Below are 24,709 nucleotides of genomic sequence, written 5' to 3'. Positions count from 1 at the left end.
AGCCCCCCGCGGGGAAGGGCCCCTCCCGTGGTCGGAAGGGGCCCTCAGGTCTGCGGCCGGGGGGGCGTCAGGGGCCGGAGCCCGGGACGATGCCCGCGCTTCACATCATGTCTTCGATCTCCGCCGCGATCGGGTCGGCGTCGGTGCCGATGACGACCTGGATGGCGGTGCCCATCTTTACGACGCCGTGGGCGCCGGCGGCCTTCAGGGCGGTCTCGTCGACCAGCGAGGCGTCGCTGACCTCGGTGCGGAGCCGGGTGATGCAGCCCTCGATCTCCTCGATGTTGTCGATGCCGCCGAGCCCGGCGACGATCTTCTCAGCCTTGCTGGCCATTTCGGTCTCCTCACGCACTGTTGGCCCAACTGTACGAGCGGTTGCGTGGTGCGTACCGAAGGATGACGTCACAGCAACCCAATCGTCGGTAACTGGTCTACACCACCTGACAGGCGGTCGCCAACCCATGAGTGCCGAGACCGAGACCTCCCCCGCCCGCCGGCGGTGGCAGGCCGCGTTCCAGGGGCTGCAGAAGATGGGTCGCAGCCTCCAGCTCCCCATCGCCGTCCTGCCCGCCGCCGGCATCCTGAACCGCCTCGGCCAGCCGGACGTGTTCGGGGCGGACGGCCTGGGCTGGGACAACCTCTCGAAGGTGATGGACGGCGCGGGCGGCGGGCTGCTCGACAGCTCGCTCGGACTGCCGCTGCTGTTCTGCGTCGGCGTCGCCATCGGCATGGCGAAGAAGGCGGACGGCTCGACGGCACTGGCGGCGGTGACGGGGTTCCTCGTCTACTACAGCGTGCTCCAGGAGTTCCCGGAGGACTGCCCGCCCGGGACGAAGGAGATCGTCCCCCTCGGATGCGCCGCGAACGAGGTGACAGGGCTGGAGTACGAGTACCAGAACCCCGGCGTCTTCGGCGGCATCGTCATCGGTCTGCTCGCGGCCTTCTTCTGGCAGCGCTACCACCGGACCAAGCTGGTGGACTGGCTCGGCTTCTTCAACGGGCGGCGGCTCGTGCCGATCATCATGGCGTTCGTGGCGATCGTGTTCGCGGTGCTGTGCCTGTGGGTGTGGCCGCCGATCGGTGACGCGCTGGAGAGCTTCAGCGACTGGATGCGGGACCTGGGCGCCTGGGGCGCGGGCGTGTTCGGCGTCGCGAACCGCGCGCTGCTGGTGATCGGGCTGCACCAGTTCCTGAACGTGCCCATCTGGTTCCAGTTCGGCAGCTACACCACGCCCGACGGCGAGGTCGTGCACGGCGACATCAACATGTTCCTCCAGGGCGACCCGAACGCCGGCCTGTTCACCACGGGCTTCTTCCCGATCATGATGTTCGCGCTGCCGGCCGCGGCCCTCGCCATCACCCACTGCGCCAAGCCGCACCGCCGCAAGGAGATCGCCGGCCTGATGACGTCGGTGGCGCTGACGTCGTTCGTCACGGGCATCACGGAACCGATCGAGTACTCGTTCTTGTTCATCGCCCCGCTGCTGTACGCGGTGCACGCCCTGCTGACGGGCGTCTCCATGGCCGTGACCTGGGGGCTGGGGGTCCACGACGGGTTCAGCTTCTCGGCCGGACTGATCGACTACATCATCAACTGGCAACTGGCCACGAAACCCTGGGCCATCATCCCGATCGGCCTCTGCTTCGCCGTCGTCTATTACGCGGTCTTCCGTTTCGCGATCACGAAGTTCGATCTCAAGACCCCGGGCAGGGAACCGGAGGAAGAGGTCGAGGACGTCACGAAGGGCTGACCGAGGTCCTCTGAATCGGGCACTACGCGTAGCACTCCGGTCGCGGATTTCACGGGTTCCTTATATCGCCCCCACCGTGCTACAACAGGTCTACACCACTGAGTGGTGTAGACCAGACGCCGCCGCCTCCTTCCTGTCCCCGGGCGGCGCCATGCCCTCTTCCCCAGCCTAAGGCCGGGGGGACCCCCTGGAGGAAGTTGTGACCACGGCCAGCGCCGCTCCGGCGGCCGACAAGAAAAAGGGCGCCGCCGCGATGGCTGTGATGCAGCGCATCGGCCGCAGCCTGATGCTGCCGGTGGCGGTCCTGCCCGCCGCCGCCCTTCTGGTCCGGTTCGGCAACGAGGACATGCTCGGCGACCCCGGGCTCCCCACGTTCCTCACGAAGATCGCCGGCTTCATGGCGGCCGGCGGCAACGCGATCCTCGACAACATGGCACTGCTGTTCGCCGTCGGCATCGCGATCGGCTTCGCGAAGAAGTCGGACGGCTCGACGGCGCTCGCGGCCGTGGTCGGATACCTGGTCTTCAAGAACGTGCTCGCCACGTTCACCGACCCGAACCTCACCAAGGTGGCCACGGTCGTCGGCGACAAGATCGTCATGGTGGACAAGCCGGTCGACGCCGGTGTCCTCGGCGGCGTGGTCATAGGCATCGTCGTCGCCCTCCTCTACCAGCGCTTCTACCGCACCAAGCTGCCGGACTGGGCGGGCTTCTTCGGTGGTCGGCGTCTGATCCCGATCCTTTCCGCCTTCGCGGGCCTGCTCATCGGCATCGTGTTCGGCTACATCTGGCCTGTCCTCGGCGCCGGTCTGCACAACTTCGGTGAGTGGCTGGTCGGTTCGGGGGCGGTCGGCGCCGGTATCTTTGGTGTCGCCAACCGTGCGCTGATCCCGGTCGGCATGCACCACCTGCTCAACTCCTTCCCGTGGCTCCAGGCGGGCGAGTACAACGGCAAGCAAGGCGACATCGCCCGCTTCCTGGCCGGTGACCCGAGCGCCGGACAGTTCATGACCGGCTTCTTCCCGATCATGATGTTCGCGCTGCCGGCCGCCTGTCTGGCGATCGTCCACTGCGCCCGCCCGGAGCGCCGCAAGGTCGTCGGCGGCATGATGTTCTCCCTCGCGCTGACGTCCTTCGTCACCGGCGTGACCGAGCCCATCGAGTTCACGTTCATGTTCATCGCGCCGGTCCTGTACGCCATCCACGCGGTCCTCACCGGCGTCTCGATGGCTCTCACCTGGGCGCTGGGCATGAAGGACGGCTTCGGCTTCTCGGCCGGCGCGGTCGACTTCGGCCTGAACCTGGGCATCGCGACCAACCCGTGGGGCCTGGCCCTGGTGGGCCTGTGCTTCGCGGTGGTCTACTACGTGATCTTCCGGTTCGCGATCACCAGGTTCAATCTGCCGACGCCGGGCCGCGAGTCCGACGAGGAACTCGCCGAGCTCCAGAAGGCGGAGGCGAAGTAGGCCGAACGGCCCACGAGCAACGGCGAAGGCCCCGGAACCGGGATGGTTCCGGGGCCTTCCCGCACATACGGGCCTGAACCCCGTACGGGCCGTTCACCACCGTCCGGCTCGCGACCGTCCGGCTTCCGACGTCGCGCCGGCTAGATCTCGTACGTCTGCCTGGGTGCCGCGAGCGCCACCGGACCGTCGTAGACCTCGCGCGCGTCGGCGAGGTTGACCTGGGGGTCGGTCCACGGCGGGATATGGGTGAGGACCATGCGCCGAGCGCCTGCGCGGGCCGCGGTCTGACCCGCCTCACGGCCGTTGAGGTGCAGGTCGGGGATGTTCTCCTTGCCGTGCGTGAAAGCGGCCTCGCACAGGAACAGGTCGGCGTCGCGGGCGAGTTCGTCCAGGGCCGTGCTGATGCCCGTGTCACCGGAGTAGGTCAGGATCTTCCCGGCGTGCTCGATCCGGATGCCGTACGCCTCCACCGGGTGGGCCACGCGTTCCGTGTGCACGGTGAACGGGCCGATCTCGAAGGTGGACGGCTTGACCGTGTGGAAGTCGAAGACCTCGCTCATGGACGAGGCGGTGGGGGTGTCGGCGTAGGCGGTGGTCAGGCGCTGTTCCGTGCCCTCGGGTCCGTAGACCGGGATCGGGTCGCAGCGGCCGCCGTCGTGCCGGTAGTAGCGCGCGACGAAGTACGCGCACATGTCGATGCAGTGGTCGGCGTGCAGGTGGCTGAGGAAGATCGCGTCAAGGTCGTAGAGACCGCAGTGGCGCTGCAACTCGCCCAGGGCGCCGTTGCCCATGTCGAGAAGCAGCCGGAAGCCGTCGGCCTCGACGAGGTAGCTCGAGCAGGCCGATTCCGCGGACGGGAACGACCCCGAGCAGCCGACGACGGTGAGCTTCATGAAACAGAAACCTCCGCTGGCGGAAAATGAGAAGATCGAGAAGTTTGGCGTCGGGGGTCGTGCGGTTTGTCGAGCGTAAGGCGCAAAACCTCCGGTCGCTCCTCCGCCAAGGGCTGTTGTGGGCGAACTCACCTGTGCGGCGCTGCCATCCGGGTTACCTGGGGTTCAGCTGTTCGACCAAGATCCGAGGGCACATCACGCGGCCTCGGCCAGGAACTCCTCGACGGCCTCGCGGGTGTCCCAGCCGGGCCGCCGCGGTCTTGGGTCTCTGCGATGAGCCCTGTCTGCACCAGCAGCTTTCCACGCCGTCGCGACACGAAGATCCCCCGCCCCGCCGGCATCGGGCGGGGACGTACGTTGCCGAGGATGTCTCCCTCGTTCGGGTCGTCGGCGAACACCACGCCCTGCGCGCCCAGTTCCTTGATGCGCCGCATGAACGCACTCCATGACCGCCCGGTCGCGACGCCCCGGCCCGGACGGCCCGCCATAGACGTCGAGTACGTCCTCTGGCATGGGAAGCAGGTCCTCAAGAGTCCCGGCGCTGTTCCTCGGTGTCCCTCACGGAGCTACCAGCCTGACCCCGGCTGGTCGGCCACCCCGCCGTCCAGCTGCCGGAGATCGCGGTAGAGAGCCACCACCATCCTGCACTTGTCGATCAGATCGAGAGCCTCCTCGGGCGGCGCGGTCTCGCAGTAGTCCCGGATGTCACCGAGGATCTTCGCCAACGCCGGATCGATCTCCTCTGCGAACCCGAGTCCTTGGTCTTCGCTGTCCATGGTGATCACTTCTTCACGCAGAGGACGCGGCACTCAGTCCCGAAGGTAGGGCCGATGCCAGTGCCGTTCGCTGAGGACCTTGGTCCACTCGGCGGCGAGCCGCTCCCGCTTGTCGTCAGGAAGCTCGCCCAGGTTGGGGCGGAGTCCCTCGACGATCTTCGCGACCTCCTGCGGGTCGCGCCGGACAGGGAGACCGAGGTGATGGGCGATGGTGCGGAGAGTCATCGTGATCAGCTTCTTCGGGGTGGTGATTCCAGTGTGCGCCCGCCCCGGGCGTCCGACCGAGGGAACATCGGTGCGGGGAGAGAAGGCGCGCGGGACTGCGGGCGCCGGTACCTTCGTGCGTATGGACACGTCATGGTGGCTCGCGCTCGCGGCGGTGGTGCTGCTGGCGCTGGTCGCCACGCTCGTCGACGGGTGGGGGCGCGGGCGTCGGCCGAAGGGGCGGCGCGGTCGGCCGCCGGGGCGGCCCGCGGGGCGTTCGCGGGGGCGCGCGGGTACTCGTCCCGCTCCTGCGGAGATCTGGTGGGCGAACGTGCCGTACGAGGACGGGCCGGGCGCCAAGGACCGGCCGTGTCTGGTGCTCGCGGTGCGCGGGCAGCGGGTCACCGTCGCCAAGATCACCAGCAAGTACCGGGACGAGCGCCACGGCGTGATCCCGTTGCCGCCGGGCTCCGTCGGGGACACCCGGGGGCGGGCGAGCTTCCTGGAGACGGGCGAGCTGCGGGACGTACCGGTGTCGGACTTCCGGCGGCGGGTGGGGGTGATGGACCCGGTCGTGTGGGACCAGGTCCGTCACCTCGCGTAGGGCGCCGTCACTCGCCCGTCAGGGCCTCGCGGGCCCCGAGTCGCCCAGGACGGCTCACGCCCAGAGCTGTCCCTGCAGGGTCTCGATGGCCGCCTCCGTCGTGGCGGCCGTGTAGACGCCGGTCGAGAGGTACTTCCAGCCGCCGTCGGCCACGACGAACACGATGTCGGCGGACTCCCCCGCCGTCAGCGCCTTCTTTCCGACGCCGATCGCGGCGTGCAGCGCGGCCCCGGTGGAGATGCCCGCGAAGATGCCCTCCTGCTGGAGGAGTTCGCGGGTGCGGGTGACCGCGTCGGCCGAGCCGACCGAGAAGCGGGTGGTCAGGACGGAGGCGTCGTACAGCTCGGGTACGAAGCCCTCGTCGAGGTTGCGCAGGCCGTAGACCAGGTCGTCGTAGCGGGGCTCGGCGGCGACGATCTTGACGTCCGGCTTGTGCTCGCGCAGGTAGCGGCCGACGCCCATCAGGGTGCCGGTGGTGCCGAGGCCGGCGACGAAGTGGGTGACCGAGGGGAGGTCGGTGAGGATCTCCGGGCCGGTCGTGGCGTAGTGGGCACCCGCGTTGTCCGGGTTGCCGTACTGGTAGAGCATCACCCAGTCGGGGTGCTCGGCGGAGAGCTCCTTGGCCACCCGTACGGCGGTGTTGGAGCCGCCCGCCGCCGGACTGGAGATGATCTCCGCGCCCCACATGGCGAGCAGGTCCCGGCGCTCCTGCGAGGTGTTCTCGGGCATCACGCACACGATCCGGTAGCCCTTGAGCTTCGCCGCCATCGCCAGGGAGATGCCGGTGTTGCCGGAGGTGGGCTCCAGGATGGTGCAGCCGGGCGTCAGACGGCCGTCCTTCTCCGCCTGCTCGATCATGTGCAGGGCCGGGCGGTCCTTGACCGAGCCGGTGGGGTTGCGGTCCTCCAGCTTGGCCCAGATCCGGACGTCGGCGGACGGCGACAGCCGCGGCAGGCACACCAGGGGGGTGTTGCCCACCGCGGCCAACGGGGAGTCGTAACGCATCCGGATCAGGCCATGCCGCCGGCCACGGCCGGCAGGATCGTGACGTTGTCGCCGTCGGCGAGCTTGGTGTTGATGCCGTCGAGGAAGCGGACGTCCTCGTCGTTCAGGTAGACGTTGACGAAACGGCGCAGCTGCTCGCCCTCCACGATGCGGGCCTGGATGCCCGTGTGCCGGGTCTCGAGGTCGGTGAACAGCTCGGCGAGGGTGCCCCCGTTGCCCTCCACGGCCTTCTGACCGTCGGTGTAGGTGCGGAGGATGGTGGGGATGCGGACCTCGATGGCCATGGCTCAGGGCTCCTGTCGGGAGTAGTCAGTCGGGGGCGCGCGGCAGCGCAAGTGCAGCAGGGGTGGTGCGTGGTGCAGCGCCGCGGCTCACGGCCGTACGGCGGCAGGGTGTCGCGTCAACAGATGGCGCTGGCGAGCCTGCACAGGTCGACGTGCAGCCGCGCCACGAGCAGCATGCCCGGCGTCTTTTCGCTCACGTCGTGGAAAACCATGGGGTCATCGTATCGATTCCCGGTCCGGCTTTTGGAATGTGATCCCACATCGCGGACGGATGAGGGCCGCAGAGTGAGACCGCGCTGTTCAGGTCGGCCGTCGCGGGCTCAGTACGCCTCGACGACCTTGACCTCCTCCTCGGTCACCTCGCCGTCGACGATCCGGAAGGAGCGGAACTGGAACTCGCCGAGACCGTCGGTGTCGGCGGTGGAGACGAGGACGTAGTGCGCGCCGGGCTCGTTGGCGTAGGAGATGTCGGTGCGCGACGGGTAGGCCTCGGTGGCCGTGTGGGAGTGGTAGATGACCACGGGCTCCTCGTCGCGGTCGTCCATCTCGCGGTAGAGCTTGAGCAGGTCTCCGGAGTCGAACTCGTAGAACGTGGGCGACATCGCGGCGTTCAGCATCGGGATGAAGCGCTCGGGACGGTCCGAGCCGGCCGGCCCCGCGACGACGCCGCACGCCTCGTCGGGGTGGTCCTTGCGCGCATGGGCGACGATCTGGTCGACGAGGGCCTGGGTGATGGTCAGCATGTCGGTCAGGATAAGCAGAGGGCCGCCCCGTACCGAAGGGTGGTACGGGGCGGCCCACATACCGGACGCCTGAGCGGCAGCGGAAGGGGGCACCACGAGTGCCCCGCTCTGCTGGACGTCCTCGGTGAGGCTTCGTCAGCGCTTCTTGAACGCCGCGGCCTGCGGATTGCGGCGCTTGAGCACCAGGTAGGAGACGCCGAGGATCAGCGCCCACAGCGGTGCGCAGTACAGCGAGATACGGGCGTCCTTGTCGATGCCCATCAGCACGATCACCATGCCGATGAAGGCGAGCGCGAACCAGCTGGTGACGGGGGCGCCGGGCGTCCGGAACTCGGACCGGGGCAGTTCCCCGCGGTCGGCCTTGGCGCGGTAGCGAAGCTGGCAGATCAGGATGACGATCCAGGCCCACATGCCGGAGATGGTCGCGAAGGACACCACGTAGTCGAACGCCTTGCCCGGCCACTGGTAGTTGATCCAGACGCCGACCAGCATCAGCGCGGCGGAGAACGTGGTGCCCGCCAGCGGCAGGCCGTTCTTCGTGAGCCGGGTGAAGAGCTTCGGCCCCTGGTTGTTGAGCGCGAGATTGCGCAGCATGCGGCCGGTGGAGTACATGCCGGAGTTGCAGGACGACAGGGCGGCGGTCAGGACGACGAAGTTCACGATGCCCGCGCCGGCGGCGAGGCCCATCTTCTCGAAGGCGGCCACGAAGGGGCTGATGCCGGGCTGGAAGTGGGTCCAGGGCACCACCGAGAGGATCATGATCAGGGCGCCGACGTAGAAGACGGCGATACGCCACGGCACGGTGTTGATCGCCTTGGGCAGCACGGTCCTGGGGTCCTTGGACTCGCCCGCGGTGACGCCGACCAGCTCGACGGCGAGGAAGGCGAACATCACCATCTGCAAGGTCATCAGCGTGCTGCCGATACCGTGCGGGAAGAATCCGCCTTCGCTCCACAGGTGGGTCACGGAAGCGGTGTCGCCGGCGTCCGAGAAGCCGAGCGTCAGGATGCCCGCGCAGATGAGGATCATGCCGATGATCGCAGTGACCTTGACCATCGAGAACCAGAACTCCAGCTCACCGAAGAGCTTCACGGAGATCAGATTGGCGCCGTAGAGGATGACGGTGAAGATCAGTGCCGAGACCCACTGCGGCATGTCGAACCAGTACGTCATGTAGGCAGCCGCGGCGGTGACTTCGGTGATGCCGGTGACGACCCAGAACAGCCAGTACGTCCAACCGGTGACGAACCCCGCGAACGGACCGATGAACTCACGGGCGTAGTCCGCGAAGGAGCCGGAGACGGGGCGGTACAGCAGCAGTTCGCCGAGCGCCCGCATGATGAAGAAGATCACGAGGCCCGCGATGGCATACGCGAGGATCAGACTGGGCCCGGCCTTGGAGATGCCCTTGCCCGCACCGAGAAACAGGCCGGTACCGATGGCACCGCCGATGGCGATCATCTGGATCTGCCGGGCCCCTAGCCCGCGCTGATACCCCTCGCCGTCCTGCGTCGCGGCACCGCCGACCCCGTCGCCGTCACGATGCTTGTCGACCTGCACTGAGGTCATGGATGGTGCGCCTTTCTCCATGGCGATCCGAGCCTGCGAAGCGGCCCCGGATCGGGTCACGATCCCCCCGGATGTGGATGGAGCGGTGCCGAGCCGACGATCCGCCGGCATGGTGGCGCCCCCCGTGGACAGGGGTGGCGTCCGCGGGCGGTCGAGAAGATCTATCACGGCCGTTGCAGTGATCGACCGGAGCGGCGTGGCACACGCCACAAGGAGATCCGGATATGAGGCACAAACCGCCGCACAAGGAGCCTGAGCGGTGACTGGATCGTTATTCGGATCTGAGCATCCCCTGAGCGAACAGGCAGTGAATCGCAAACAGTTAACAAATGAACAAAACCGTCCCCGCCCCGAGGCCTGCACCTTCCTCAGATCTTGATCAATTTTCTGGCCTTGCACATGCCAACGCTCCTAGCGTGCTCGGCGCGGGCCGCTGACCAGCGGTGGTCGACCGCCACCGCGGGCTCGCACCACGCACCACCATCAGGGGAACACCAATGAAGCTCAAGATCGTCGCCCTCGCCGTACTCGGCTCGCTGGCCCTGGGGGCCGCACCGGCCGTCGCCCAGCCGCAGCACGGCTCGGCATCGCGGACGCCCAGGATCGACACTTGGCAGGACATCGCCGCCAGCAAGTGCCACTACGGCGACAAGGAGTCCTGCGCGCTGCTGGTCGGCGGACTCAAGATGAGCAAGAAGACGAAGAAGTGCCTCGTCAACGCGTCGGTCGGAGCCGCAATCTCGCTGGTCGTCGGCAGGTTCAACAAGGATCTGGCGAGCAAGGTCGCCAAGCAGGCCGTGGGTGCGGGAGCGACCGGCTGCATCACCGCGTTGCTGAACTGAGTGAGCCGAACGACGGCCAGTGGGCCCTGCCGGTGGACGGCAGGGCCCACTGGCCGTCCCGCGCAGACTTCACGGCATGAGCGTCGCGACCAGCGTCTCCTGGAGCCCGCCCAGCCACAGATACGCCATCACCATCGGCTTGCGCGGGTCCTCGTCCGGCAGCCGGTAGAGCAGGTCGGTGTCGTCCTCATCGGTGATCTCCAGCCGGGACCCGATGGCGAGGCGCAGGTCGTTGAGGGCGCCGAGCCACCGCTGGGACTCCCCCGGGGAGAGCTTGAGCACCGCGCCGCCCTCACCGGCGGAGGCGGAGCTGAGCTCGTCCAGGGAACGGACCACCGCGAGCGCGTTGTCGCGCTTGCCGGCCCGCAGGTCGTTCTCGGTGTAGCGGCGGAACTCCGCGGAGTACGCCTTCTGCTCCTCGGCCTCCTTGGCCTGCGGTGCCCCCTCGGGATCGCTGTACGCGTCCGGGAACAGGCGCCTGAGGACCGGGTCGGCGGGCGGCTCGCTCGGGCCCTCGGCGAACAGCTCGGCGAGCGGGTCGTCGGGGGCCTCCTCGGCGGGGCCGGGGCCGATGAGTTCCAGGAGCTGGACGGCCAGCGACCGGATGATGGAGATCTCGACGTCGTCGAGGGCGACGGCCGCGCCGCCGCCGGGGAGCGGTTCGAAGGTTCCTGGCATAGGGACGATTCGCTACTTCCGGTCCTGCGCGGGCGTACGGGTCACTTGCGGTCGTGCTGGAGGGTGGCCCACAGACCGTAGCCGTGCATGGCCTGCACGTCGCGCTCCATCTCCTCGCGGGTACCGCTGGAGACGACCGCCCGGCCCTTGTGGTGGACGTCGAGCATGAGCTTGGTCGCCTTGTCCTTGGTGTAGCCGAAGTAGGACTGGAAGACGTAGGTCACATAGCTCATGAGGTTGACCGGGTCGTTGTGGACGATCGTGACCCAGGGGACGTCCGGCTCGGGGACGGCGAAGACCTCCTCCGCCGACTCGGTGCGTTCGATCTCCAGGGGTGCGGGTGACGTCACAGAGCCCATGCTGCCACCCGAGGGGCGTGGTCGCACAAACGGGCTGCGCAAGGGCGCCCGTTGTGACCTCGACTGTGAGCTCGACCCCACAAATCGTCAGACTGACGAAATGGGGGTACCATCCCCGTCATGAACACAGCGGACCTTGGGCTGCCAGAAGAAGGGCGCGAAGCGCTTCCTCAGAAGGGCGGTGGTGGGCGACGGGTGGGCGTTCCCTCGACGGCGCTCTTCACGGATCAGTACGAGCTCACGATGCTTCAGGCCGCCCTGAAGGCCGGCACCGCCGAGCGGCGCAGCGTCTTCGAGGTCTTCACCCGGCGGCTGCCCGAGGGGCGGCGCTACGGCGTCGTGGCCGGCACCGGCCGGGTTCTGGACGCCGTCGAGAACTTCCGCTTCGACGCCGACGTCCTCGGCTTCCTGCGCGAGCGGAACATCCTCGACGAGCAGACCCTGAAGTGGCTCGCGGACTACCGCTTCTCCGGCGACGTCTGGGGCTACCCCGAGGGCGAGGTCTACTTCCCGGGCTCGCCGATCATGCGGGTCGAGGGCACCTTCGCCGAGTGCGTGGTGCTGGAGACGGTGATCCTCTCCATCCTCAACCACGACTCCGCGATCGCCGCGGCCGCCTCCCGGATGGCGTCGGCCGCCGGGGAGCGCCCGCTCATCGAGATGGGCGCCCGCCGCACCCACGAGCTGGCCGCGGTGGCCGCGTCCAGGGCCGCCTACCTCGGCGGCTTCACCTCGACCTCCGACCTCGCCGCCGGCTTCCGCTACGGCATCCCCACCGTCGGCACCAGCGCCCACGCCTTCACCCTGCTGCACGACCGCGAGCGCGACGCCTTCCAGGCCCAGGTCGACTCCATGGGCCGCGGCACCACGCTGCTGGTGGACACCTACGACGTCGCCGAGGCGGTCCGTACGGCCGTGGAGGTCGCCGGGCCCGAGCTGGGCGCCGTGCGCATCGACTCGGGCGACCTGCTGCTGGTCGCGCACCGGGTCCGGCAGCAGCTGGACGAGCTGGGCGCCACCGGCACGAAGATCATCGTGACCTCCGACCTGGACGAGTACGCCATCGCCTCGCTGGCCGCGGCGCCGGTGGACGCGTACGGCGTCGGCACCCAGCTGGTGACCGGGTCGGGGCATCCGACCTGCTCGATGGTCTACAAGCTGGTCGCCCGCGCCGAGGCCGGGGACGCTACGGCGCCGCTGGTGCCGGTGGCGAAGAAGTCGAGCGGCGGGAAGACGTCCATCGGCGGCCGCAAGTGGGCCGCGCGGCGCCTCGACGAGTACGGCGTCGCCGAGGCCGAGGTCGTCGGCACGGGGCCGGTTCCGGACGGGCTCGCCGAGCGGCAGCTGCTGGTGCGGCTGATCAAGGGCGGCGACGTGGTGGCCCGTGAGCCGCTGGACGTCGTACGGGACCGGCACACGGCCGCTCGCGCGAATCTGCCGCTGTCCGCCACGCAGCTCTCGCGCGGCGAGCCTGTCATCCCGACCGAGTATGTCAACGGGCGCTCGGGTGACCGGACGGGGGCGTAAGGCGAGCGCGCCCGGCGTGCGCGCGCCATGCCCCCTCCCGCAGCGCACCCGAAGTCTCTAGGCTCGGAAGTTCACGGCCGGGCCAGCACCCTTTTCCACCGTCCCGACCTCAGCGTCCATAACCGAAGGACACCGACCATGCGCCGCGCCTTGATCGTCGTAGATGTGCAGAACGACTTCTGCGAGGGGGGCAGCCTCGCGGTGGCCGGCGGTGCCGATGTGGCCGCCGCTGTCACCGAGCTGATCGGGCAGGCGGCCGGGTCCGGCTACCAGCACGTCGTCGCCACCCGCGATCACCACATCGCGCCCGGCGGTCACTTCTCCACGAATCCCGACTTCGCCCACTCCTGGCCGGCGCACTGCGTCGCCGGGACGGAGGGTGTCGGGTTCCACCCGAACTTCGCCCCCGCGGTCGCCTCCGGCGCGATCGACGCCGTGTTCGACAAGGGGGCGTACGCGGCGGCGTACAGCGGGTTCGAGGGGGCCGACGAGAACGGGGTGCGGCTGGCGGACTGGCTGCGGGCGCGGGACGTCTCGGAGGTGGACGTGGTGGGGATCGCGACGGACCACTGTGTGCGGGCCACTGCCGTGGATGCGGTGCGGGAGGGGTTCCGTACGCAGGTGCTGTTGGATCTGACGGCCGGGGTGGCTTCCGAGACGACGGAGCGGGCGCTGGAGGAGATGCGCGAGGCGGGGGTCGAGCTGACCGGGAAGCCCGTGGTCGCGTAGCGCTGCACGGGGTGCCTGGTCCGGCCGTCCGGCGGCTGCGGCGCCATGGTGGCTGGTCGCGCAGTTCCCCGCGCCCCTGGGCCGTTGCGGTCGCCGCGCAGGGGTACGGCCCCGGCGCGGCGCTCAGGGCGTGGCCGCGGGCCTTCGCAGTAGTGCCCTGATCGGGTGCCACAGCTCCTGCATCAGTTCCGGGCCGGGTACGACACCGTTGTCAGGGGCCGTTCGCCATATCAGGCCGTCGGGGTGGTGCAGGACGGCCGTGATCTCGTCGGGCGACGGTGGGGCGGCGTTGCCGCGTAGGTAGACCGCGCGCATGCCGAGGTTGCGGAGCCTGGTCAGGGCTCGGGCGCGGTTCTGGGCGTGGACGAGGACACGGACGCTGCCCGTGCCGTCGGCGGTGGGTCTGGGCAGGTTCAGAGCCACCACGACGCTGCCGGTCGGCAGCTTGCAGAAACCTCCTGCGGCCATGCGGTCACACCCCCGTGCGAGTCGGTGTCGATGTCGGTGTCAATAACGGAAACACAGGGTGCACCTAAACACGATCGGCGGCAACCCGCCAAGAGGGTTGCCGCCGATCACGCTCTGACCTGCGAATATGCCGTTTACTTCACTGCGGCGCCGACCTCGACCGTGATCGTCGAGCCATCGCGCGGCTCCTTGATGATCTTGATCTTGGTGTTGGTGTCAGTGATCTTGACACCCGCGGTGGGCGTCTCGGCGCTGTAGTACGTGCTGGTGTGGTCGTTGAAGACCGGCACCCCGGCACGCGACGGGATCCGGGTCGCGACGTCCGCGTTGTGCAGCGTCATGCCGTCCGTGCGGTACGTGCTGAACGGCGAGTCGTAGGACTGGATGCGGTTGCGCATCAGCGTGCCGTCGGACCACTTCAGCGGCGTCGGGTGGGAGTCGACCGGGAGGATCAGACCGACACCCTGGTGCTGACTGGTGTTGTTGTCCGCCTGGGAGGTGTCCCACTTCCAGATCAACAGGCCGTTCTGGTAGGCGTAGTGCTCCACCCAGTCCGGACGGGTCGTCGTGAAGCCGAAGTTGTACGGGCCCGTCTTCAGGGTCTTGTCGTACGACACGTACTGACGGTTCTCGGCGATGTAGTACTGCGCGTAGTCCTTGGTGAACGAGGCGCCCATGCGCGAGAAGCCGGTCGCCGTCCAGGCGTTGTCCACGCTCTCCACGTCGTCCGAGAAGACCGCGGAGCCGTCGGCGGTGACCGTGATGCGGTCGGCCGCGAAGCCCTTCATCGCCAGGCCGCCGTCGGTCGCGTAGCGGAAGCGCAGGTCGATCTTCTTGCCGGCGTAGGCGTCCAGCGGGTAGACGAGCTTCTGGTACGCGTCCACCGTGCCGTCGAGCGCGGGCTTGTCGCTGCCGTCACGGCTGATCGGGTTGCCGTTCGCGGTGCCGTCGATCGCCGTCCAGTTGGCGCCGCCGTCGGTCGACACCTCGGTGTAGAGGTAGTCGTAGCCCTTCTCGATGTCCCACCAGCCGTCGAGGGTGAGGCTGGCGGAGGACTTGCCGGTCAGGTCGACGGAACGGCTCAGCGTGTTCTTCAGGTTGTTGCCGCTGCCGCTCCACCACTGGGTCGCGCCCTGGGCGGGCGGGACGAGTTCGGTGGTGACGGCCTTCTTGGGCAGGTTGACCACGAGGGCCTGCTTGTGCCGGGTGTTGTACTCGGCCAGGCCCAGCTTGTGCTCGGACGTCGTCGCGGCCTTGGCCGTGTCGTAGTTGAGCCAGCCCAACTGCAGCTTGTCCCAGGCGGTCATGTCGCCGGGCAGGTCACCGATCTCCTTCTTGCCGGTGCCCAGCCAGGAACCGGAGGACATCAGCGTCCAGAAGCCGGTGGAGTTCTCGCCGCCGGCGGTGTCGTAGTGGTCCGGCAGACCGAGGTCGTGGCCGTACTCGTGGGCGTAGACGCCGAGGCCGCCGTTCTCCGGCTGGACGGTGTAGTCGCCGACCCAGATGCCGGTGGAGCCGATCTGCGCGCCGCCCAGCTTGTTGTTCGCGGGGCCGGTGGCACCGGCGTCCGTGCCGAACGCGTACCAGCGGTGGGCCCAGATCGCGTCGGTGCCCTGGGCGCCGCCGCCCGCGGACTCGTCCTCACCGGCGTGCACGATCTGGAAGTGGTCGATGTAGCCGTCGGCCTCGTTGAAGTCGCCGTCGCCGTCGAAGTCGTAGCGGTCCCACTGGTCGAACTGTGTGACGTCCGCCTTGATCTCGGCGTCGGTCCGCCCAGCCGCCTTCTGCTGGGCGACCCACGCGTTCAGACCGTCGCTGACGACGTTCCACACGCTGGCGCAGTTGGTGTCACCGCAGGCGTTGTTGCCGTAGCGGGCCTCGTTGTAGGGGACCTTGACCCAGTCGGTGACCTCGCCCTCGACCGAGTAGCGGCCCGAGGACTGCTTCTCGTAGTACTTCTTCAGCGACTCGGTCTTCTTGCCGGTGCCGAAGTAGAGGTCCTCGAAGTGCTTCTTGTTGTAGTCCGCCTGCCAGGCGGTCGAGTTGTCCTTCTTGCGGTCGGGCTCGGCTATCTGGTTGTGGGCCGGGCCGGGCGTGCCGCCGAACTCGCTGATCTGGTCGCCGAACTCGACCAGGATCGTGAAGATCTTGTCGGTCTTCTCGCGGCCCAGCTCGACGTACTTGCTGTCGCCCTTCTTGCTCTTGAGCTCGACGACCTGCGAGCCGTCGCGCTTGGTGACCTTGCTCCGGCCGGATATGACCTGGTTCAGGGCCTCCTCGCGCTGGGCCGCCTGCGTCCGGCTCATGGGGCCGTCGAGGTTGTGGTCGGCGTGAGTGTGCTCCGCCGGGTCGTGCCGCTCCACGGACGCCGGCGCGCCTTCGTCGGCCTGAGCCACCGCGAAGGTCGAGAACGTCGCCGCCGCTGTCGTGAGCGCGACGGCGGTTGCCGCCGTTCTGAACGTCCAGGGTCTACTGGTCACTTGCTTCCTCCCCCGCGTCCGGGCGCGCGGAAGGAAGGGTTCCTGGTCCTGGAGGTTCCGCGGGCGCCTGATCAACGCGTGTAGTCAAGTGACGACATTTGACTAGAGGTTAAGCAGAAAAAACAGACCTTGACTTGGACAGGTCAATTGCACTATGCGGAGTTGATGTTCATTTAGCGGACAACCACCTTTCGACGACGGGCGCGTCGCGCCGTCCACCTGTTGGACGAGATGACTCCGTGCGCCCCCTGTGCACCGGCACTGTTGGTTAGGTCACGCTTACGGTTTGTTCCTCTCGGGCATGCACGCGGTTAGAGTCGGATGGCGGAACGCCCGGACGTCGGCGGAAAGCCAGGCCGAGACCCCCGTGCACCCCTGATTCCGAGGACACGATGATCATGCCTCGTCCGACTGCCGCACAGCTCGCTTACGGCTCGTGCACCGTGATCTTCTCGACGCTCGCCATGCTGCTGCTGTCACAGACGAGTTCGGGTGTGGGGATCGCGGTCATCGCCGTCGCGGCGCTGCTGCTCGGGCTGCTGGTCGCCATGACGGTGCCCATGCCGAAGAAGCCCCGCGTGGTGGCGGTCCGCAAGCCCGCTCCCACCGAACGCGCACAGGCGGAGGAACCCGTACTGACGCAGTCCTGACGCGGGTCGGTCGTACGCCGGCCCTGTGCCGGTCGTACGGCCGCCTGCCGACACGCCCTAGTTGCCGGTGCTGACGACAACCGTCTTCGCCGCCTTGTCGTGCAGGCCCTGTTTGTAGGGCTTGTCGAAGAAGCTCCAGCCGCCGCAGATCACGGTCCAGATGCAGGCGCAGCAGAACGCGAACGGGATCCACAGCACCGCCGCCCGGATCAGCGAGGTCTGCACGGACGGGGTGGCGCCGTTGTCGAGGTTGGCCGTGCGCAGGTTGAGCAGCTTCTTGCCGAGCGTCTGTCCCGTCCTCGCGGTCATGACGGTGTCGTAGCCGATGAACAGCACGGCGGCGACCACCGACTGCAGGAGGGACTTGCCGTACTCCACCTGGTCGGTGTCGACGTCGTACTCGGTGACGCCGAATCCCCAGGTGAGCAGCCAGACGACGACGCCCACCAGGATCATGTCGATGATGCGGGCCAGTGTGCGCTTGCCGCTGTCGGCGAGCGGCGGCATCCCGGCGAGGGGGTCGGCGGGCCCGCCGCCGTACGGGTCACCGCCGTAGGGACCGCCGCCGTAGGGGCCTCCCCCGTAGGGCGGGGGCTGGCCGCCGTACGGGGGCTGGTCACCGTACGGCGGACCCGAACCGGCACCCTCGGACGGCGGGGGCTGCTTCCTGAACGGATCCTCTTCCGGGGGTTGCTGACCGGAGCCGGGAGGCGGTTCGCTGCTCATGGCCCGAGTCGACCGCGAACCGTCCGGCTTCGCATCCGGCGCGGGGCCGTCCGGGGTACGGAATCCTCCGGGCCGTTTGCGGTATGCGGTCAGCCCGCGACGAACGTACGCGCCGCCTTGTCGTGCCAGCACTGGCGCCAGGGCCGGTCGAACACGCACCACAGCACGCCGACGACGCCGACGACGAGCAGGCCGGGGATGCTGTAGACGAGCCAGCGCTTCAGGGCCGCGCCGAACTCCGGGGGTTCGTGGGCCTCGATGTCCCGCACCTCCAGGCCGAGCAGCTTCTTGCCCAGCGTGCGGCCCCACTTGGCGGTGGGCAGGACCTCGTAGGCCACGCCGAACAGGAGCAGGACGGCCAGGATGATGCCGAGGTAGACCGACGTGGTGCCGTCGAGCAGCCACACGGTGACGGTCTCGCCGGACAGCTTGGCGGCGTCGATCTTGCCGTTGACGTGGTCGAGTGCCTTGGTGCCGAGCGGTACGGCGGCCACCGCGGTGACCGCGGCCAGGACGACGGTGTCCAGCAGCCGTGCGGCCAGCCGCTTGCCGAGGCCGGCGGGGCGGGCGGCGGCCTGACGCATCGCGGCCGCCTGGAACGGGTCCAGGGTCGGGGGCTTCCACGGCGCGACCGGCTGGTCCTCGCCGGGGCCCGCGAGCCGGTGGACCTGCTGCGCCCAGGAGGACTGGCCGCCCCCCGGGCCCGACGTCATCGGCGCGCCGGAGGCGGCGGCCGCGGGCTGGGGCCCGCCCGACTGCTGGGGGATGCTCGGGGCGGCCGCCTGCTGGGCCTGCTGTGGGCCGGAGAGGGCCGTGGGGGAGGCGCCGGCCGCCTGGGCGGCGGCCGCGGCTCCGGCGGCCGTCTGGGCCTGTCCCTGGGCCACGGCGGCCCGTTCGGCGGCAGCCTTCCCGGCGGCGAAGCCGGGGCCCTGCGGGGCGCCGGCAGCGGAGTCCGTACGTGCGGCGCCCGATCCGGCGGACGCGCCCGTGCCTCCGCCCTGCGCCCCCGTGCGCGGGGACACCGCGCGGATGGCCATGGTGCCGTCGGCGGGCGCGGGGATGCCGGTGCCGGAGGACTGCGCCGCGCCCGGCACGGGCCGACGGATCATGAACGTGTCCCCGGAGGCGGCGCCCGTGGAGTCGGCGTCCGGCTCCACGGGCTGGACGGCGGCCGAGCCGTCCGGCTGGGCCGCAGCGCGCGGGTCCCTCGGGTCTGGCTCCTGCTGGGCGCCCCAGGAGACGCGGTGGTCCTGGTCACCGCCGAAGCCGGCCTGGTGCGCGGGGTCGGCGCCCCACGCGGACGCCGGCTCCGGGCGGCTGCCGTGCTGGGCCTGGCCCGACGCGGGTTCCCGCTCCGGTTCCTCGTCGAAGAAGTGCGGGCCGGTCTCCTCGACCGAGGCGGCCGGGGCGGCGGCGGGCCCGTCCGGGTGGGCGCCCGGCGGCGGGGCGAGCGGTTCGCCGTCCGTCGGCGCCGGACGGCTGGTGCCCGGCACCCAGGAGGTGCCGTTCCAGTACCGGACATATCCAGGAATGGACGGGTCCGGGTAATACCCTTCGCGGGGCCTGTCGTCACCGGGGGCCGGGGTTGGGGCGCTCATGTCCGTCGTCCGGTATCTGCTCGTGGGTCAAATAGGGGCCTCCACATCTATCAGACCGACGCAACAAGCACCGCCCGTCCCGTAGGACCCACTCCTTTCCGGGCAACCTCGCACACGTACTGCACACGAGCGGAGCCCGACCTGAAAGGGGCTCGGGGCCGGGCTGGGGCAGGGCTGGGAGGGGGGCGGGGAAAAAATTCCGGGAAGTCGCGTAATGATCCGGGGCCCTGCTCCCTCTCCACTCGTACGGGCCCGCTCCCAGGGCTCGTACGAGTCACGAGAGAGGACGTGGACGCCATGCATCAGACCGTCGTGGAGCGCGAGCTGGAGTTGCGGCTCGTGCTGTCGCCCGAGCGGAGCATCCCCGTGCCGGCGCTGCTGAGCTATCACAGCGACGACCCGTACGCCGTGCACATCGCCTTCCACATCAACTCCGACCACCCGGTCCACTGGACCTTCTCCCGCGATCTGCTCGTGGAGGGGGTGTTCCGGCCGAGCGGGCACGGGGACGTGCGGGTGTGGCCGTCGAGGGTGGACGGGCGCAGCCTGGTGCTCATGGGGCTGAGCTCGCCCGGCGGGGACGCGCTGCTGGAGGCGCCGGCGGCGCAGGTGTCGGCCTGGCTGGAGCGGACGCTGCGGCTGGTGCCGCCGGGGTCCGAGGGCGAGCAGTTGGGGATCGACGACGCGCTCGACCAGCTGCTCGCCCAGTGAGCCCTGCCGGTCAGAACAGCTTGCCCGGGTTCAGGATGCCCAGCGGGTCGAAGACCTGCTTGATCCCGCGCTGCAACTCGACCCCGACCGGGCCGATCTCGCGCGCCAGCCACTCCTTCTTCAGGACGCCCACGCCGTGCTCACCGGTGATCGTGCCGCCGAGTTCCAGGCCGAGCGCCATGATCTCGTCGAAGGACTCGCGGGCGCGCCGGGACTCGTCGGCGTCGGTCGCGTCGAAGCAGACGGTGGGGTGCGTGTTGCCGTCGCCTGCGTGGGCGACGACGCCGATGGTGAGCTGGTGCTTGTCGGCGATCCGCTCGACGCCCTCGATCAGGTCGGCGAGCCGGGACCGGGGCACGCACACGTCGTCGATCATCGTCACGCCCCGCACCGCCTCCAGTGCGGTGAGGGACAACCGCCTTGCCTGGAGCAGGAGTTCGGACTCGGCCGCGTCGTCCGCCGGGACCACCTGGGTGGCGCCGGCCGCCTCGCACAGCGCGCCGACGGCCGCGAGGTCGGGGCCGGGGTCCGGGGTGTCGAAGGCGGCCAGGAGGAGGGCCTCGGTCGTCTCCGGCAGCCCCATGTTCGCGATGCCGTTGACCGCCTTGACCGTCGTACGGTCCATCAGTTCCAGCAGCGACGGGACATGCCCGCCTTCCATGATCCGGCACACCGCGTCGCAGGCGGCCGCCGCGGTCGCGAACTCGGCGGCGAGCACCAGCTGCTGCGGCGGCTGCGGCTTCAGCGCCAGGACGGCCCGTACGACGATGCCGAGCGAGCCCTCGGAGCCGACGAACAGGCGGGTCATGTCGTATCCGGCGACGCCCTTGGCCGTGCGCCGGCCGGTGGTCATCAGGCGGCCGTCGGCGAGGACGACGTCCAGGCCGAGGACGTACTCCGCCGTCACCCCGTACTTCACACAGCACAGGCCGCCGGAGGCCGTGCCGATGTTGCCGCCGATCGTGCACATCTCCCAGCTGGAGGGGTCCGGCGGGTAGTACAGGCCGAGTTCGCCGACCGCGCGGGAGAGGGTGGCGTTGATGACACCGGCCTCGACGACGGCGATGCGGTCGACGGGGTTGATCTCCAGGATCCGGTCCATCTTGGTCAGGGACAGCACGATGCAGCCGTCGGAGGCGTTGGCCCCGCCCGACAGGCCCGTGCGGGCGCCCTGCGGGACGACCGGGACGCGCAGCTCGGTGGCGGTGCGCATGACGTGCTGGACCTCTTCGACCGTGCGCGGCAGCACGACCACGGCGGGGGCGCCGGCCGGGCAGAAGCTGGCCATGTCGTTGGCGTAGGAGGCCGTGATGTCGGGGTCGGTGAGGACGGCCTCGGCGGGCAGACCCGCGAGCAGCCGCTCGGTGAGGTCACCCAGGGCCTGGTCGGGTGCGGCTTCGGTACGGCTCATGATCACAGCGTGACACCCGGGGCCATCGGTGTGAACCCCATGTACGGCAGCCGGGGTCGGACGGGTGTGGTCGTCGTATTGGCGCAAGGTTTCACGCACAGTGATCGCCATGGAGAACAGCGCCCCCCAGAACGCCGGGTCCGAGAACGACGCGTCGAAGGACCGGCAGGGACCGTCGGACCGCCGTCCGCGCAAACGGCTGCGCGTGCTGGTCGCCGCCGTCGCGGGGTGTGCCGTGCTCGGCGGGGTGCTGACGCTGTGGCCGTGGGGGCCGGGCGGGACGCGGGCGGCGCCGCCGGCACCGGGGGCGCAGGCGCTGACCGCCGTGACCACGGGAGTGACCGCCGCGCTGCCCGATCTGGCGGTGCTGATCGACGAGCGCGAGACCCATCTGCGGACGCATCCCCAGGACGCCCGGGCGTGGGCGGTGCTGGGGGCGGCGTACGTCGAACTGGGGCGGCGGACCGCGGACCCGGCGAACTACCCGAAGGCCGAGAAGGCGTTGCGGGCGTCGCTGCGGGTGCGGGAGCGCAACGTCGAGGCGCTGGACGGCATGGCGGCGCTGGCGAACGCCCGGCGGGACTTCCACGCGGCGCGGACCTGGGGCGAGGCGGCGCTGAAGGTGGACCGGAAGCGGTGGACGACGTATCCGCCGCTGATCGAGGCGCAGACCGGGATGGGTGACTACAAGGCCGCCAAGCGGACCCTGGACCGGCTGCTGAAGCTGCGCTCGGGTCCGGCGGTGCAGGCCCGGGCGGCGGCCCTCTACCGGGACCGGGGCTGGCGGGAGGACGCGGCGGCGGCCCTCTCCGACGCGGCGGCGGCCACCGAGGCCCCGGCCGAGCGGGCGGCGTATCTCGAACGGGCCGGGCAACTCGCCTGGGAGCGCGGCGACCTGGAGGTGGCCCTGCGCCACTTCCAGGAGGCGGTGCGCCTCGACCCCGACCAGCGGGCCGCGCTCGCCGGGCAGGGGCGGACGCTGGCGGCCCAGGGCCGCTCGACGGAGGCGCTGAACGCCTACCGGGCGGCCCTCGCCAAGCAGCCGCTGCCCGAATACGCCCTGGAACTGGGTGAGTTGTACGAGTCACTGGGGCTGGGGCAGGCGGCCCGCGTGCAGTACGACCTGCTGCGCGAGCGGGCGGCGCGGGCGGCGGCCGGCGGGGTGGACGAGGAACTGGTGCTGGGCCTCTTCGAGGCGGACCACGGCGACACGGAGATGGCCGTGCGGCGGCTCCGGGTCGAGTGGCGTCGGCAGCCGGGGATCGCGGTGGCCGACGCGCTGGGGTGGGCGCTGCACCGGGCCGGGGAGGACGAGGAGGCGCTGAAGTTCGCCCGGCGTGCGACCGACCGGCAGAAGGGGGGCGGGGTGCGCAGCGCGCTGTACGCCTATCACCTGGGGATGATCGAGCGGTCGCTGGAGATGGCGGGGCCCGCGCGACGGCACCTGGAGGAGGCGCTGCGGATCAATCCGCACTTCTCGCCGACGCGGGTGCCGCTGGCGCAGGCAGCGCTGGAGGAGCTCGGGGAGCCGTCCGTGAAGGACGTACCGGACATGGACGCCAAGCCGCGACGGAAGTGACCTGCGGCCGTCTCAGCCGGTGTGCGGCTTGTAGTGGAGGGAGAACCTGCGGGCCTCTTCCGGCCCGGACGCGAGGCCCAGGCAGAGCCGGGGCTCGGAGCCGCGGCGGACGGCGAGGTCCTCCGGTTCGCGGTGGTCGAGGGAGTAGCCGGCCTCGGTGCGCTGCCGGTCGAGCAGTTCGCCGGTGCGGATGTCGAGGCAGGAGAGGTGGATGTTGCCGCGCTTGGCGGTCGGCCGGGGAGCCGCCCCGGGTGAGCTGGAGGACGTACAGAGTCTCCACAGCCGGCGCTCGGCCGCCGCGGACAGGTCGAAGGGCTCGGTCACTCCTGTCTCCCCGAGGTCGTGGGGGGGGCCCCCGGCCCCCCCCCCACGACCGGCGAGGCCCGAGCGGGCCGATATGGTTGCGCTTTCTACGAACTCACAGGCCTCGCACAGGCCTCAGAGGTTGCCGCGCTTGGCCTGCTCCCGCTCGATCGCCTCGAACAGGGCCTTGAAGTTGCCCTTGCCGAAGCCCATGGAGCCGTGGCGTTCGATGATCTCGAAGAAGACGGTCGGACGGTCCTGGACCGGCTTGGTGAAGATCTGCAGCAGATAGCCGTCCTCGTCGCGGTCGGCGAGGATCTTCAGCTCGCGCAGGGTCTCGACGGGGACGCGGGTGTCGCCGACCCACTCGCCGAGGGTGTCGTAGTACGAGTCCGGGGTGTCGAGGAACTGGACGCCGGCCGCGCGCATCGTCCGTACCGTCGCCACGATGTCGTTCGTGTTGAGCGCGATGTGCTGGACGCCCGCGCCGCCGTAGAACTCCAGGTACTCGTCGATCTGGGACTTCTTCTTGGCGATGGCGGGCTCGTTGATCGGGAACTTGACCTTGAGCGTGCCGTCGGCCACGACCTTCGACATCAGCGCGCTGTACTCGGTCGCGATGTCGTCGCCCACGAACTCCTTCATGTTCGTGAAGCCCATGACCTTGTTGTAGAAGCCGACCCATTCGTTCATCCGGCCGAGCTCGACGTTGCCGACACAGTGGTCGATGGCCTGGAAGGTGCGCTGGGCGGGCGGTTCGACCATGGGGCTCGCCGCCACGTAGCCGGGGAGGTACGGGCCGTCGTAGCCGGTGCGCTCGACGAGGGTGTGGCGGGTCTCGCCGTAGGTCGCGATGGCGGCCAGGACGACGGTGCCGTGCTCGTCCTTCAGCTCGTACGGCTCGGTGACGGACGTGGCCCCGTGCTCCAGCGCGTACTCGTACGCCCGGCGCGCGTCCGGGACCTCGATGGCGAGGTCGACGACGCCGTCGCCGTGCTCGGCCACGTGCTGGGCGAGGAAGTGGCCCCAGGTGGTGGCTGGCTTGATGACGGAGGTGAGGACGAAACGGGCGGAGCCGTTCTCCAGCACGTAGCTCGCGGTCTCGCGGCTGCCGTTCTCCGGTCCGGAGTAGGCCACGAGACGCATGCCGAAAGCGGTCGAGTAGTAGTGCGCCGCCTGCTTGGCGTTGCCCACGGCGAAGACGACCGCGTCCATTCCCTTGACCGGGAAGGGGTCGGCCTGCCGGGCGGTGTCGGGAGTGTGGTGTGTGGTCTGCGTCATAGGCGCAGCCTCACTCCGATGCGGCAAGGTGCGCAATAGATTGGTTTCCGGCTGGGCAATCTGCTCAGTGAGG

27 protein-coding genes and 1 pseudogene are annotated in these 24,709 nt (G+C 69.7%); 9 read left to right on the top strand and 19 right to left on the bottom strand.

Annotation, left to right across the window (positions count from 1 at the left end; genetic code table 11):
- Positions 1–100: 100 nt before the first annotated feature.
- Positions 101–334, bottom strand: coding sequence for a glucose PTS transporter subunit EIIB (locus ACFZBP_RS14960; RefSeq protein ID WP_030943649.1), 234 nt, complete (start codon positions 332–334; stop codon positions 101–103).
- Between the two features lie 127 nt (positions 335–461).
- Between ACFZBP_RS14960 and ACFZBP_RS14955 the strand changes: the two genes are divergently transcribed.
- Both ACFZBP_RS14955 and ACFZBP_RS14950 read left to right on the top strand, forming a co-directional pair.
- A complete protein-coding gene (locus tag ACFZBP_RS14955; RefSeq protein WP_383454828.1) occupies positions 462–1,751 on the top strand; it encodes a PTS transporter subunit EIIC in 1,290 nt (429 codons plus the stop codon).
- A 199-nt stretch (positions 1,752–1,950) separates the two neighbouring features.
- The gene (locus tag ACFZBP_RS14950) at positions 1,951–3,216 is read left to right on the top strand and encodes a PTS transporter subunit EIIC (protein WP_391413271.1); all 1,266 of its coding nucleotides are present in this window, start codon (positions 1,951–1,953) and stop codon (positions 3,214–3,216) included.
- Positions 3,217–3,356: 140 nt separating this feature from the next.
- Here the strand turns inward: ACFZBP_RS14950 and ACFZBP_RS14945 are convergent, their stop codons facing one another.
- From ACFZBP_RS14945 to ACFZBP_RS14930, 4 genes and pseudogenes are all read right to left on the bottom strand, one after another.
- Positions 3,357–4,109 carry an MBL fold metallo-hydrolase gene (locus ACFZBP_RS14945; RefSeq protein WP_383454832.1) on the bottom strand — a complete coding sequence of 251 codons (753 nt, stop codon included), beginning with the start codon at positions 4,107–4,109 and terminating at the stop codon, positions 3,357–3,359.
- A gap of 266 nt (positions 4,110–4,375) precedes the next feature.
- Positions 4,376–4,558, bottom strand: a pseudogene (locus tag ACFZBP_RS14940) (hypothetical protein); the annotation flags it as partial.
- A 117-nt stretch (positions 4,559–4,675) separates the two neighbouring features.
- Positions 4,676–4,885, bottom strand: coding sequence for a hypothetical protein (locus tag ACFZBP_RS14935; RefSeq protein WP_383454952.1), 210 nt, complete (start codon positions 4,883–4,885; stop codon positions 4,676–4,678).
- A 33-nt stretch (positions 4,886–4,918) separates the two neighbouring features.
- Positions 4,919–5,110, bottom strand: a complete 192-nt coding sequence (locus ACFZBP_RS14930) for a hypothetical protein (RefSeq protein WP_383454955.1) — start codon at positions 5,108–5,110, stop codon at positions 4,919–4,921.
- A 121-nt stretch (positions 5,111–5,231) separates the two neighbouring features.
- Between ACFZBP_RS14930 and ACFZBP_RS14925 the strand changes: the two genes are divergently transcribed.
- Positions 5,232–5,693 carry a type II toxin-antitoxin system PemK/MazF family toxin gene (locus tag ACFZBP_RS14925; protein WP_383454957.1) on the top strand — a complete coding sequence of 154 codons (462 nt, stop codon included), beginning with the start codon at positions 5,232–5,234 and terminating at the stop codon, positions 5,691–5,693.
- A gap of 54 nt (positions 5,694–5,747) precedes the next feature.
- Here the strand turns inward: ACFZBP_RS14925 and ACFZBP_RS14920 are convergent, their stop codons facing one another.
- The 5 genes from ACFZBP_RS14920 to ACFZBP_RS14900 all read right to left on the bottom strand — a co-directional run bounded on the left by ACFZBP_RS14920 (position 5,748) and on the right by ACFZBP_RS14900 (position 9,294).
- A complete protein-coding gene (locus ACFZBP_RS14920) occupies positions 5,748–6,698 on the bottom strand; it encodes a PLP-dependent cysteine synthase family protein (protein WP_383454960.1) in 951 nt (316 codons plus the stop codon).
- A 5-nt stretch (positions 6,699–6,703) separates the two neighbouring features.
- Positions 6,704–6,982 carry a MoaD/ThiS family protein gene (locus ACFZBP_RS14915; RefSeq protein ID WP_062720946.1) on the bottom strand — a complete coding sequence of 93 codons (279 nt, stop codon included), beginning with the start codon at positions 6,980–6,982 and terminating at the stop codon, positions 6,704–6,706.
- 116 nt (positions 6,983–7,098) lie between these two features.
- Complete coding sequence (locus ACFZBP_RS14910; RefSeq protein WP_316959376.1) at positions 7,099–7,194, bottom strand: putative leader peptide; 96 nt, start codon at positions 7,192–7,194, stop codon at positions 7,099–7,101.
- 108 nt (positions 7,195–7,302) lie between these two features.
- Positions 7,303–7,725, bottom strand: coding sequence for a M67 family metallopeptidase (locus tag ACFZBP_RS14905; protein WP_328881364.1), 423 nt, complete (start codon positions 7,723–7,725; stop codon positions 7,303–7,305).
- A 135-nt stretch (positions 7,726–7,860) separates the two neighbouring features.
- Positions 7,861–9,294 carry an amino acid permease gene (locus ACFZBP_RS14900; RefSeq protein ID WP_391413264.1) on the bottom strand — a complete coding sequence of 478 codons (1,434 nt, stop codon included), beginning with the start codon at positions 9,292–9,294 and terminating at the stop codon, positions 7,861–7,863.
- Positions 9,295–9,791: 497 nt separating this feature from the next.
- On the opposite strand from ACFZBP_RS14900, the gene ACFZBP_RS14895 reads away from it, so the two are divergent.
- Positions 9,792–10,136 (top strand): hypothetical protein, encoded by a 345-nt coding sequence (locus ACFZBP_RS14895; RefSeq protein ID WP_391413262.1) that lies wholly within the window; start codon positions 9,792–9,794, stop codon positions 10,134–10,136.
- A gap of 69 nt (positions 10,137–10,205) precedes the next feature.
- Here ACFZBP_RS14895 and ACFZBP_RS14890 read toward each other — a convergent pair whose 3' ends face one another.
- Both ACFZBP_RS14890 and clpS read right to left on the bottom strand, forming a co-directional pair.
- Complete coding sequence (locus ACFZBP_RS14890) at positions 10,206–10,814, bottom strand: DUF2017 family protein (RefSeq protein ID WP_391413260.1); 609 nt, start codon at positions 10,812–10,814, stop codon at positions 10,206–10,208.
- 41 nt (positions 10,815–10,855) lie between these two features.
- Positions 10,856–11,173, bottom strand: a complete 318-nt coding sequence (gene clpS, locus ACFZBP_RS14885; protein ID WP_030053518.1) for an ATP-dependent Clp protease adapter ClpS — start codon at positions 11,171–11,173, stop codon at positions 10,856–10,858.
- 120 nt (positions 11,174–11,293) lie between these two features.
- On the opposite strand from clpS, the gene ACFZBP_RS14880 reads away from it, so the two are divergent.
- On the top strand, positions 11,294–12,700 hold the full coding sequence (locus ACFZBP_RS14880) for a nicotinate phosphoribosyltransferase (RefSeq protein WP_391413257.1): 1,407 nt from the start codon (positions 11,294–11,296) through the stop codon (positions 12,698–12,700).
- Between the two features lie 138 nt (positions 12,701–12,838).
- Positions 12,839–13,429 (top strand): isochorismatase family protein, encoded by a 591-nt coding sequence (locus ACFZBP_RS14875; protein ID WP_383454975.1) that lies wholly within the window; start codon positions 12,839–12,841, stop codon positions 13,427–13,429.
- Positions 13,430–13,552: 123 nt separating this feature from the next.
- Here ACFZBP_RS14875 and ACFZBP_RS14870 read toward each other — a convergent pair whose 3' ends face one another.
- Both ACFZBP_RS14870 and ACFZBP_RS14865 read right to left on the bottom strand, forming a co-directional pair.
- On the bottom strand, positions 13,553–13,897 hold the full coding sequence (locus ACFZBP_RS14870; protein ID WP_383454978.1) for a hypothetical protein: 345 nt from the start codon (positions 13,895–13,897) through the stop codon (positions 13,553–13,555).
- A gap of 134 nt (positions 13,898–14,031) precedes the next feature.
- A complete protein-coding gene (locus tag ACFZBP_RS14865) occupies positions 14,032–16,377 on the bottom strand; it encodes an immune inhibitor A domain-containing protein (RefSeq protein ID WP_383454980.1) in 2,346 nt (781 codons plus the stop codon).
- A gap of 398 nt (positions 16,378–16,775) precedes the next feature.
- Between ACFZBP_RS14865 and ACFZBP_RS14860 the strand changes: the two genes are divergently transcribed.
- Positions 16,776–17,027, top strand: a complete 252-nt coding sequence (locus ACFZBP_RS14860) for a hypothetical protein (protein WP_383454982.1) — start codon at positions 16,776–16,778, stop codon at positions 17,025–17,027.
- 57 nt (positions 17,028–17,084) lie between these two features.
- Here the strand turns inward: ACFZBP_RS14860 and ACFZBP_RS14855 are convergent, their stop codons facing one another.
- Positions 17,085–17,753: an RDD family protein gene (locus tag ACFZBP_RS14855; RefSeq protein ID WP_391413253.1), complete on the bottom strand. Its 669-nt coding sequence runs from the start codon at positions 17,751–17,753 to the stop codon at positions 17,085–17,087.
- 89 nt (positions 17,754–17,842) lie between these two features.
- Entirely contained in the window at positions 17,843–19,351 is a 1,509-nt protein-coding gene (locus ACFZBP_RS14850; RefSeq protein ID WP_391413251.1) for an RDD family protein, read from the bottom strand.
- A 297-nt stretch (positions 19,352–19,648) separates the two neighbouring features.
- Here ACFZBP_RS14850 and ACFZBP_RS14845 point away from each other — a divergent pair, with 297 nt between their 5' ends.
- Positions 19,649–20,062, top strand: coding sequence for an SsgA family sporulation/cell division regulator (locus ACFZBP_RS14845; protein WP_383454990.1), 414 nt, complete (start codon positions 19,649–19,651; stop codon positions 20,060–20,062).
- Positions 20,063–20,072: 10 nt separating this feature from the next.
- Here ACFZBP_RS14845 and ACFZBP_RS14840 read toward each other — a convergent pair whose 3' ends face one another.
- Positions 20,073–21,479 (bottom strand): FAD-linked oxidase C-terminal domain-containing protein, encoded by a 1,407-nt coding sequence (locus ACFZBP_RS14840; RefSeq protein WP_391413248.1) that lies wholly within the window; start codon positions 21,477–21,479, stop codon positions 20,073–20,075.
- A gap of 103 nt (positions 21,480–21,582) precedes the next feature.
- Here ACFZBP_RS14840 and ACFZBP_RS14835 point away from each other — a divergent pair, with 103 nt between their 5' ends.
- Positions 21,583–23,052 carry a tetratricopeptide repeat protein gene (locus ACFZBP_RS14835; protein WP_391413245.1) on the top strand — a complete coding sequence of 490 codons (1,470 nt, stop codon included), beginning with the start codon at positions 21,583–21,585 and terminating at the stop codon, positions 23,050–23,052.
- A gap of 12 nt (positions 23,053–23,064) precedes the next feature.
- Here the strand turns inward: ACFZBP_RS14835 and ACFZBP_RS14830 are convergent, their stop codons facing one another.
- Together ACFZBP_RS14830 and hppD are read right to left on the bottom strand one after the other, a co-directional pair.
- A complete protein-coding gene (locus tag ACFZBP_RS14830; protein ID WP_391413243.1) occupies positions 23,065–23,376 on the bottom strand; it encodes a hypothetical protein in 312 nt (103 codons plus the stop codon).
- A 114-nt stretch (positions 23,377–23,490) separates the two neighbouring features.
- On the bottom strand, positions 23,491–24,636 hold the full coding sequence (hppD, locus tag ACFZBP_RS14825; protein WP_383458997.1) for a 4-hydroxyphenylpyruvate dioxygenase: 1,146 nt from the start codon (positions 24,634–24,636) through the stop codon (positions 23,491–23,493).
- Positions 24,637–24,709: the final 73 nt, after the last annotated feature.

Origin of the sequence: Streptomyces sp. NPDC008086, assembly GCF_042957325.1 — a bacterium.
In the GTDB taxonomy this organism is placed as follows: domain Bacteria; phylum Actinomycetota; class Actinomycetes; order Streptomycetales; family Streptomycetaceae; genus Streptomyces.
The sequence above is the reverse complement of the archived record's forward strand: the minus strand, read 5'-3'. Positions and strand labels throughout refer to the sequence as shown.

What these genes read in the sequence shown, in the direction of transcription:
- ACFZBP_RS14960 (WP_030943649.1), bottom strand. Translation starts at nt 334, where the DNA reads ATGGCCAGCAAGGCTGAGAAGATCGTCGCCGGGCTCGGCGGCATCGAC.
- ACFZBP_RS14955 (WP_383454828.1), top strand. Translation starts at nt 462, where the DNA reads ATGAGTGCCGAGACCGAGACCTCCCCCGCCCGCCGGCGGTGGCAGGCC.
- ACFZBP_RS14945 (WP_383454832.1), bottom strand. Translation starts at nt 4,109, where the DNA reads ATGAAGCTCACCGTCGTCGGCTGCTCGGGGTCGTTCCCGTCCGCGGAA.
- ACFZBP_RS14935 (WP_383454952.1), bottom strand. Translation starts at nt 4,885, where the DNA reads ATGGACAGCGAAGACCAAGGACTCGGGTTCGCAGAGGAGATCGATCCG.
- ACFZBP_RS14930 (WP_383454955.1), bottom strand. Translation starts at nt 5,110, where the DNA reads ATGACTCTCCGCACCATCGCCCATCACCTCGGTCTCCCTGTCCGGCGC.
- ACFZBP_RS14925 (WP_383454957.1), top strand. Translation starts at nt 5,232, where the DNA reads ATGGACACGTCATGGTGGCTCGCGCTCGCGGCGGTGGTGCTGCTGGCG.
- ACFZBP_RS14920 (WP_383454960.1), bottom strand. Translation starts at nt 6,698, where the DNA reads ATGCGTTACGACTCCCCGTTGGCCGCGGTGGGCAACACCCCCCTGGTG.
- ACFZBP_RS14915 (WP_062720946.1), bottom strand. Translation starts at nt 6,982, where the DNA reads ATGGCCATCGAGGTCCGCATCCCCACCATCCTCCGCACCTACACCGAC.
- ACFZBP_RS14910 (WP_316959376.1), bottom strand. Translation starts at nt 7,194, where the DNA reads ATGGTTTTCCACGACGTGAGCGAAAAGACGCCGGGCATGCTGCTCGTG.
- ACFZBP_RS14905 (WP_328881364.1), bottom strand. Translation starts at nt 7,725, where the DNA reads ATGCTGACCATCACCCAGGCCCTCGTCGACCAGATCGTCGCCCATGCG.
- ACFZBP_RS14900 (WP_391413264.1), bottom strand. Translation starts at nt 9,294, where the DNA reads ATGACCTCAGTGCAGGTCGACAAGCATCGTGACGGCGACGGGGTCGGC.
- ACFZBP_RS14895 (WP_391413262.1), top strand. Translation starts at nt 9,792, where the DNA reads ATGAAGCTCAAGATCGTCGCCCTCGCCGTACTCGGCTCGCTGGCCCTG.
- ACFZBP_RS14890 (WP_391413260.1), bottom strand. Translation starts at nt 10,814, where the DNA reads ATGCCAGGAACCTTCGAACCGCTCCCCGGCGGCGGCGCGGCCGTCGCC.
- clpS (WP_030053518.1), bottom strand. Translation starts at nt 11,173, where the DNA reads ATGGGCTCTGTGACGTCACCCGCACCCCTGGAGATCGAACGCACCGAG.
- ACFZBP_RS14880 (WP_391413257.1), top strand. Translation starts at nt 11,294, where the DNA reads ATGAACACAGCGGACCTTGGGCTGCCAGAAGAAGGGCGCGAAGCGCTT.
- ACFZBP_RS14875 (WP_383454975.1), top strand. Translation starts at nt 12,839, where the DNA reads ATGCGCCGCGCCTTGATCGTCGTAGATGTGCAGAACGACTTCTGCGAG.
- ACFZBP_RS14870 (WP_383454978.1), bottom strand. Translation starts at nt 13,897, where the DNA reads ATGGCCGCAGGAGGTTTCTGCAAGCTGCCGACCGGCAGCGTCGTGGTG.
- ACFZBP_RS14860 (WP_383454982.1), top strand. Translation starts at nt 16,776, where the DNA reads ATGCCTCGTCCGACTGCCGCACAGCTCGCTTACGGCTCGTGCACCGTG.
- ACFZBP_RS14855 (WP_391413253.1), bottom strand. Translation starts at nt 17,753, where the DNA reads ATGAGCAGCGAACCGCCTCCCGGCTCCGGTCAGCAACCCCCGGAAGAG.
- ACFZBP_RS14850 (WP_391413251.1), bottom strand. Translation starts at nt 19,351, where the DNA reads ATGAGCGCCCCAACCCCGGCCCCCGGTGACGACAGGCCCCGCGAAGGG.
- ACFZBP_RS14845 (WP_383454990.1), top strand. Translation starts at nt 19,649, where the DNA reads ATGCATCAGACCGTCGTGGAGCGCGAGCTGGAGTTGCGGCTCGTGCTG.
- ACFZBP_RS14835 (WP_391413245.1), top strand. Translation starts at nt 21,583, where the DNA reads ATGGAGAACAGCGCCCCCCAGAACGCCGGGTCCGAGAACGACGCGTCG.
- hppD (WP_383458997.1), bottom strand. Translation starts at nt 24,636, where the DNA reads ATGACGCAGACCACACACCACACTCCCGACACCGCCCGGCAGGCCGAC.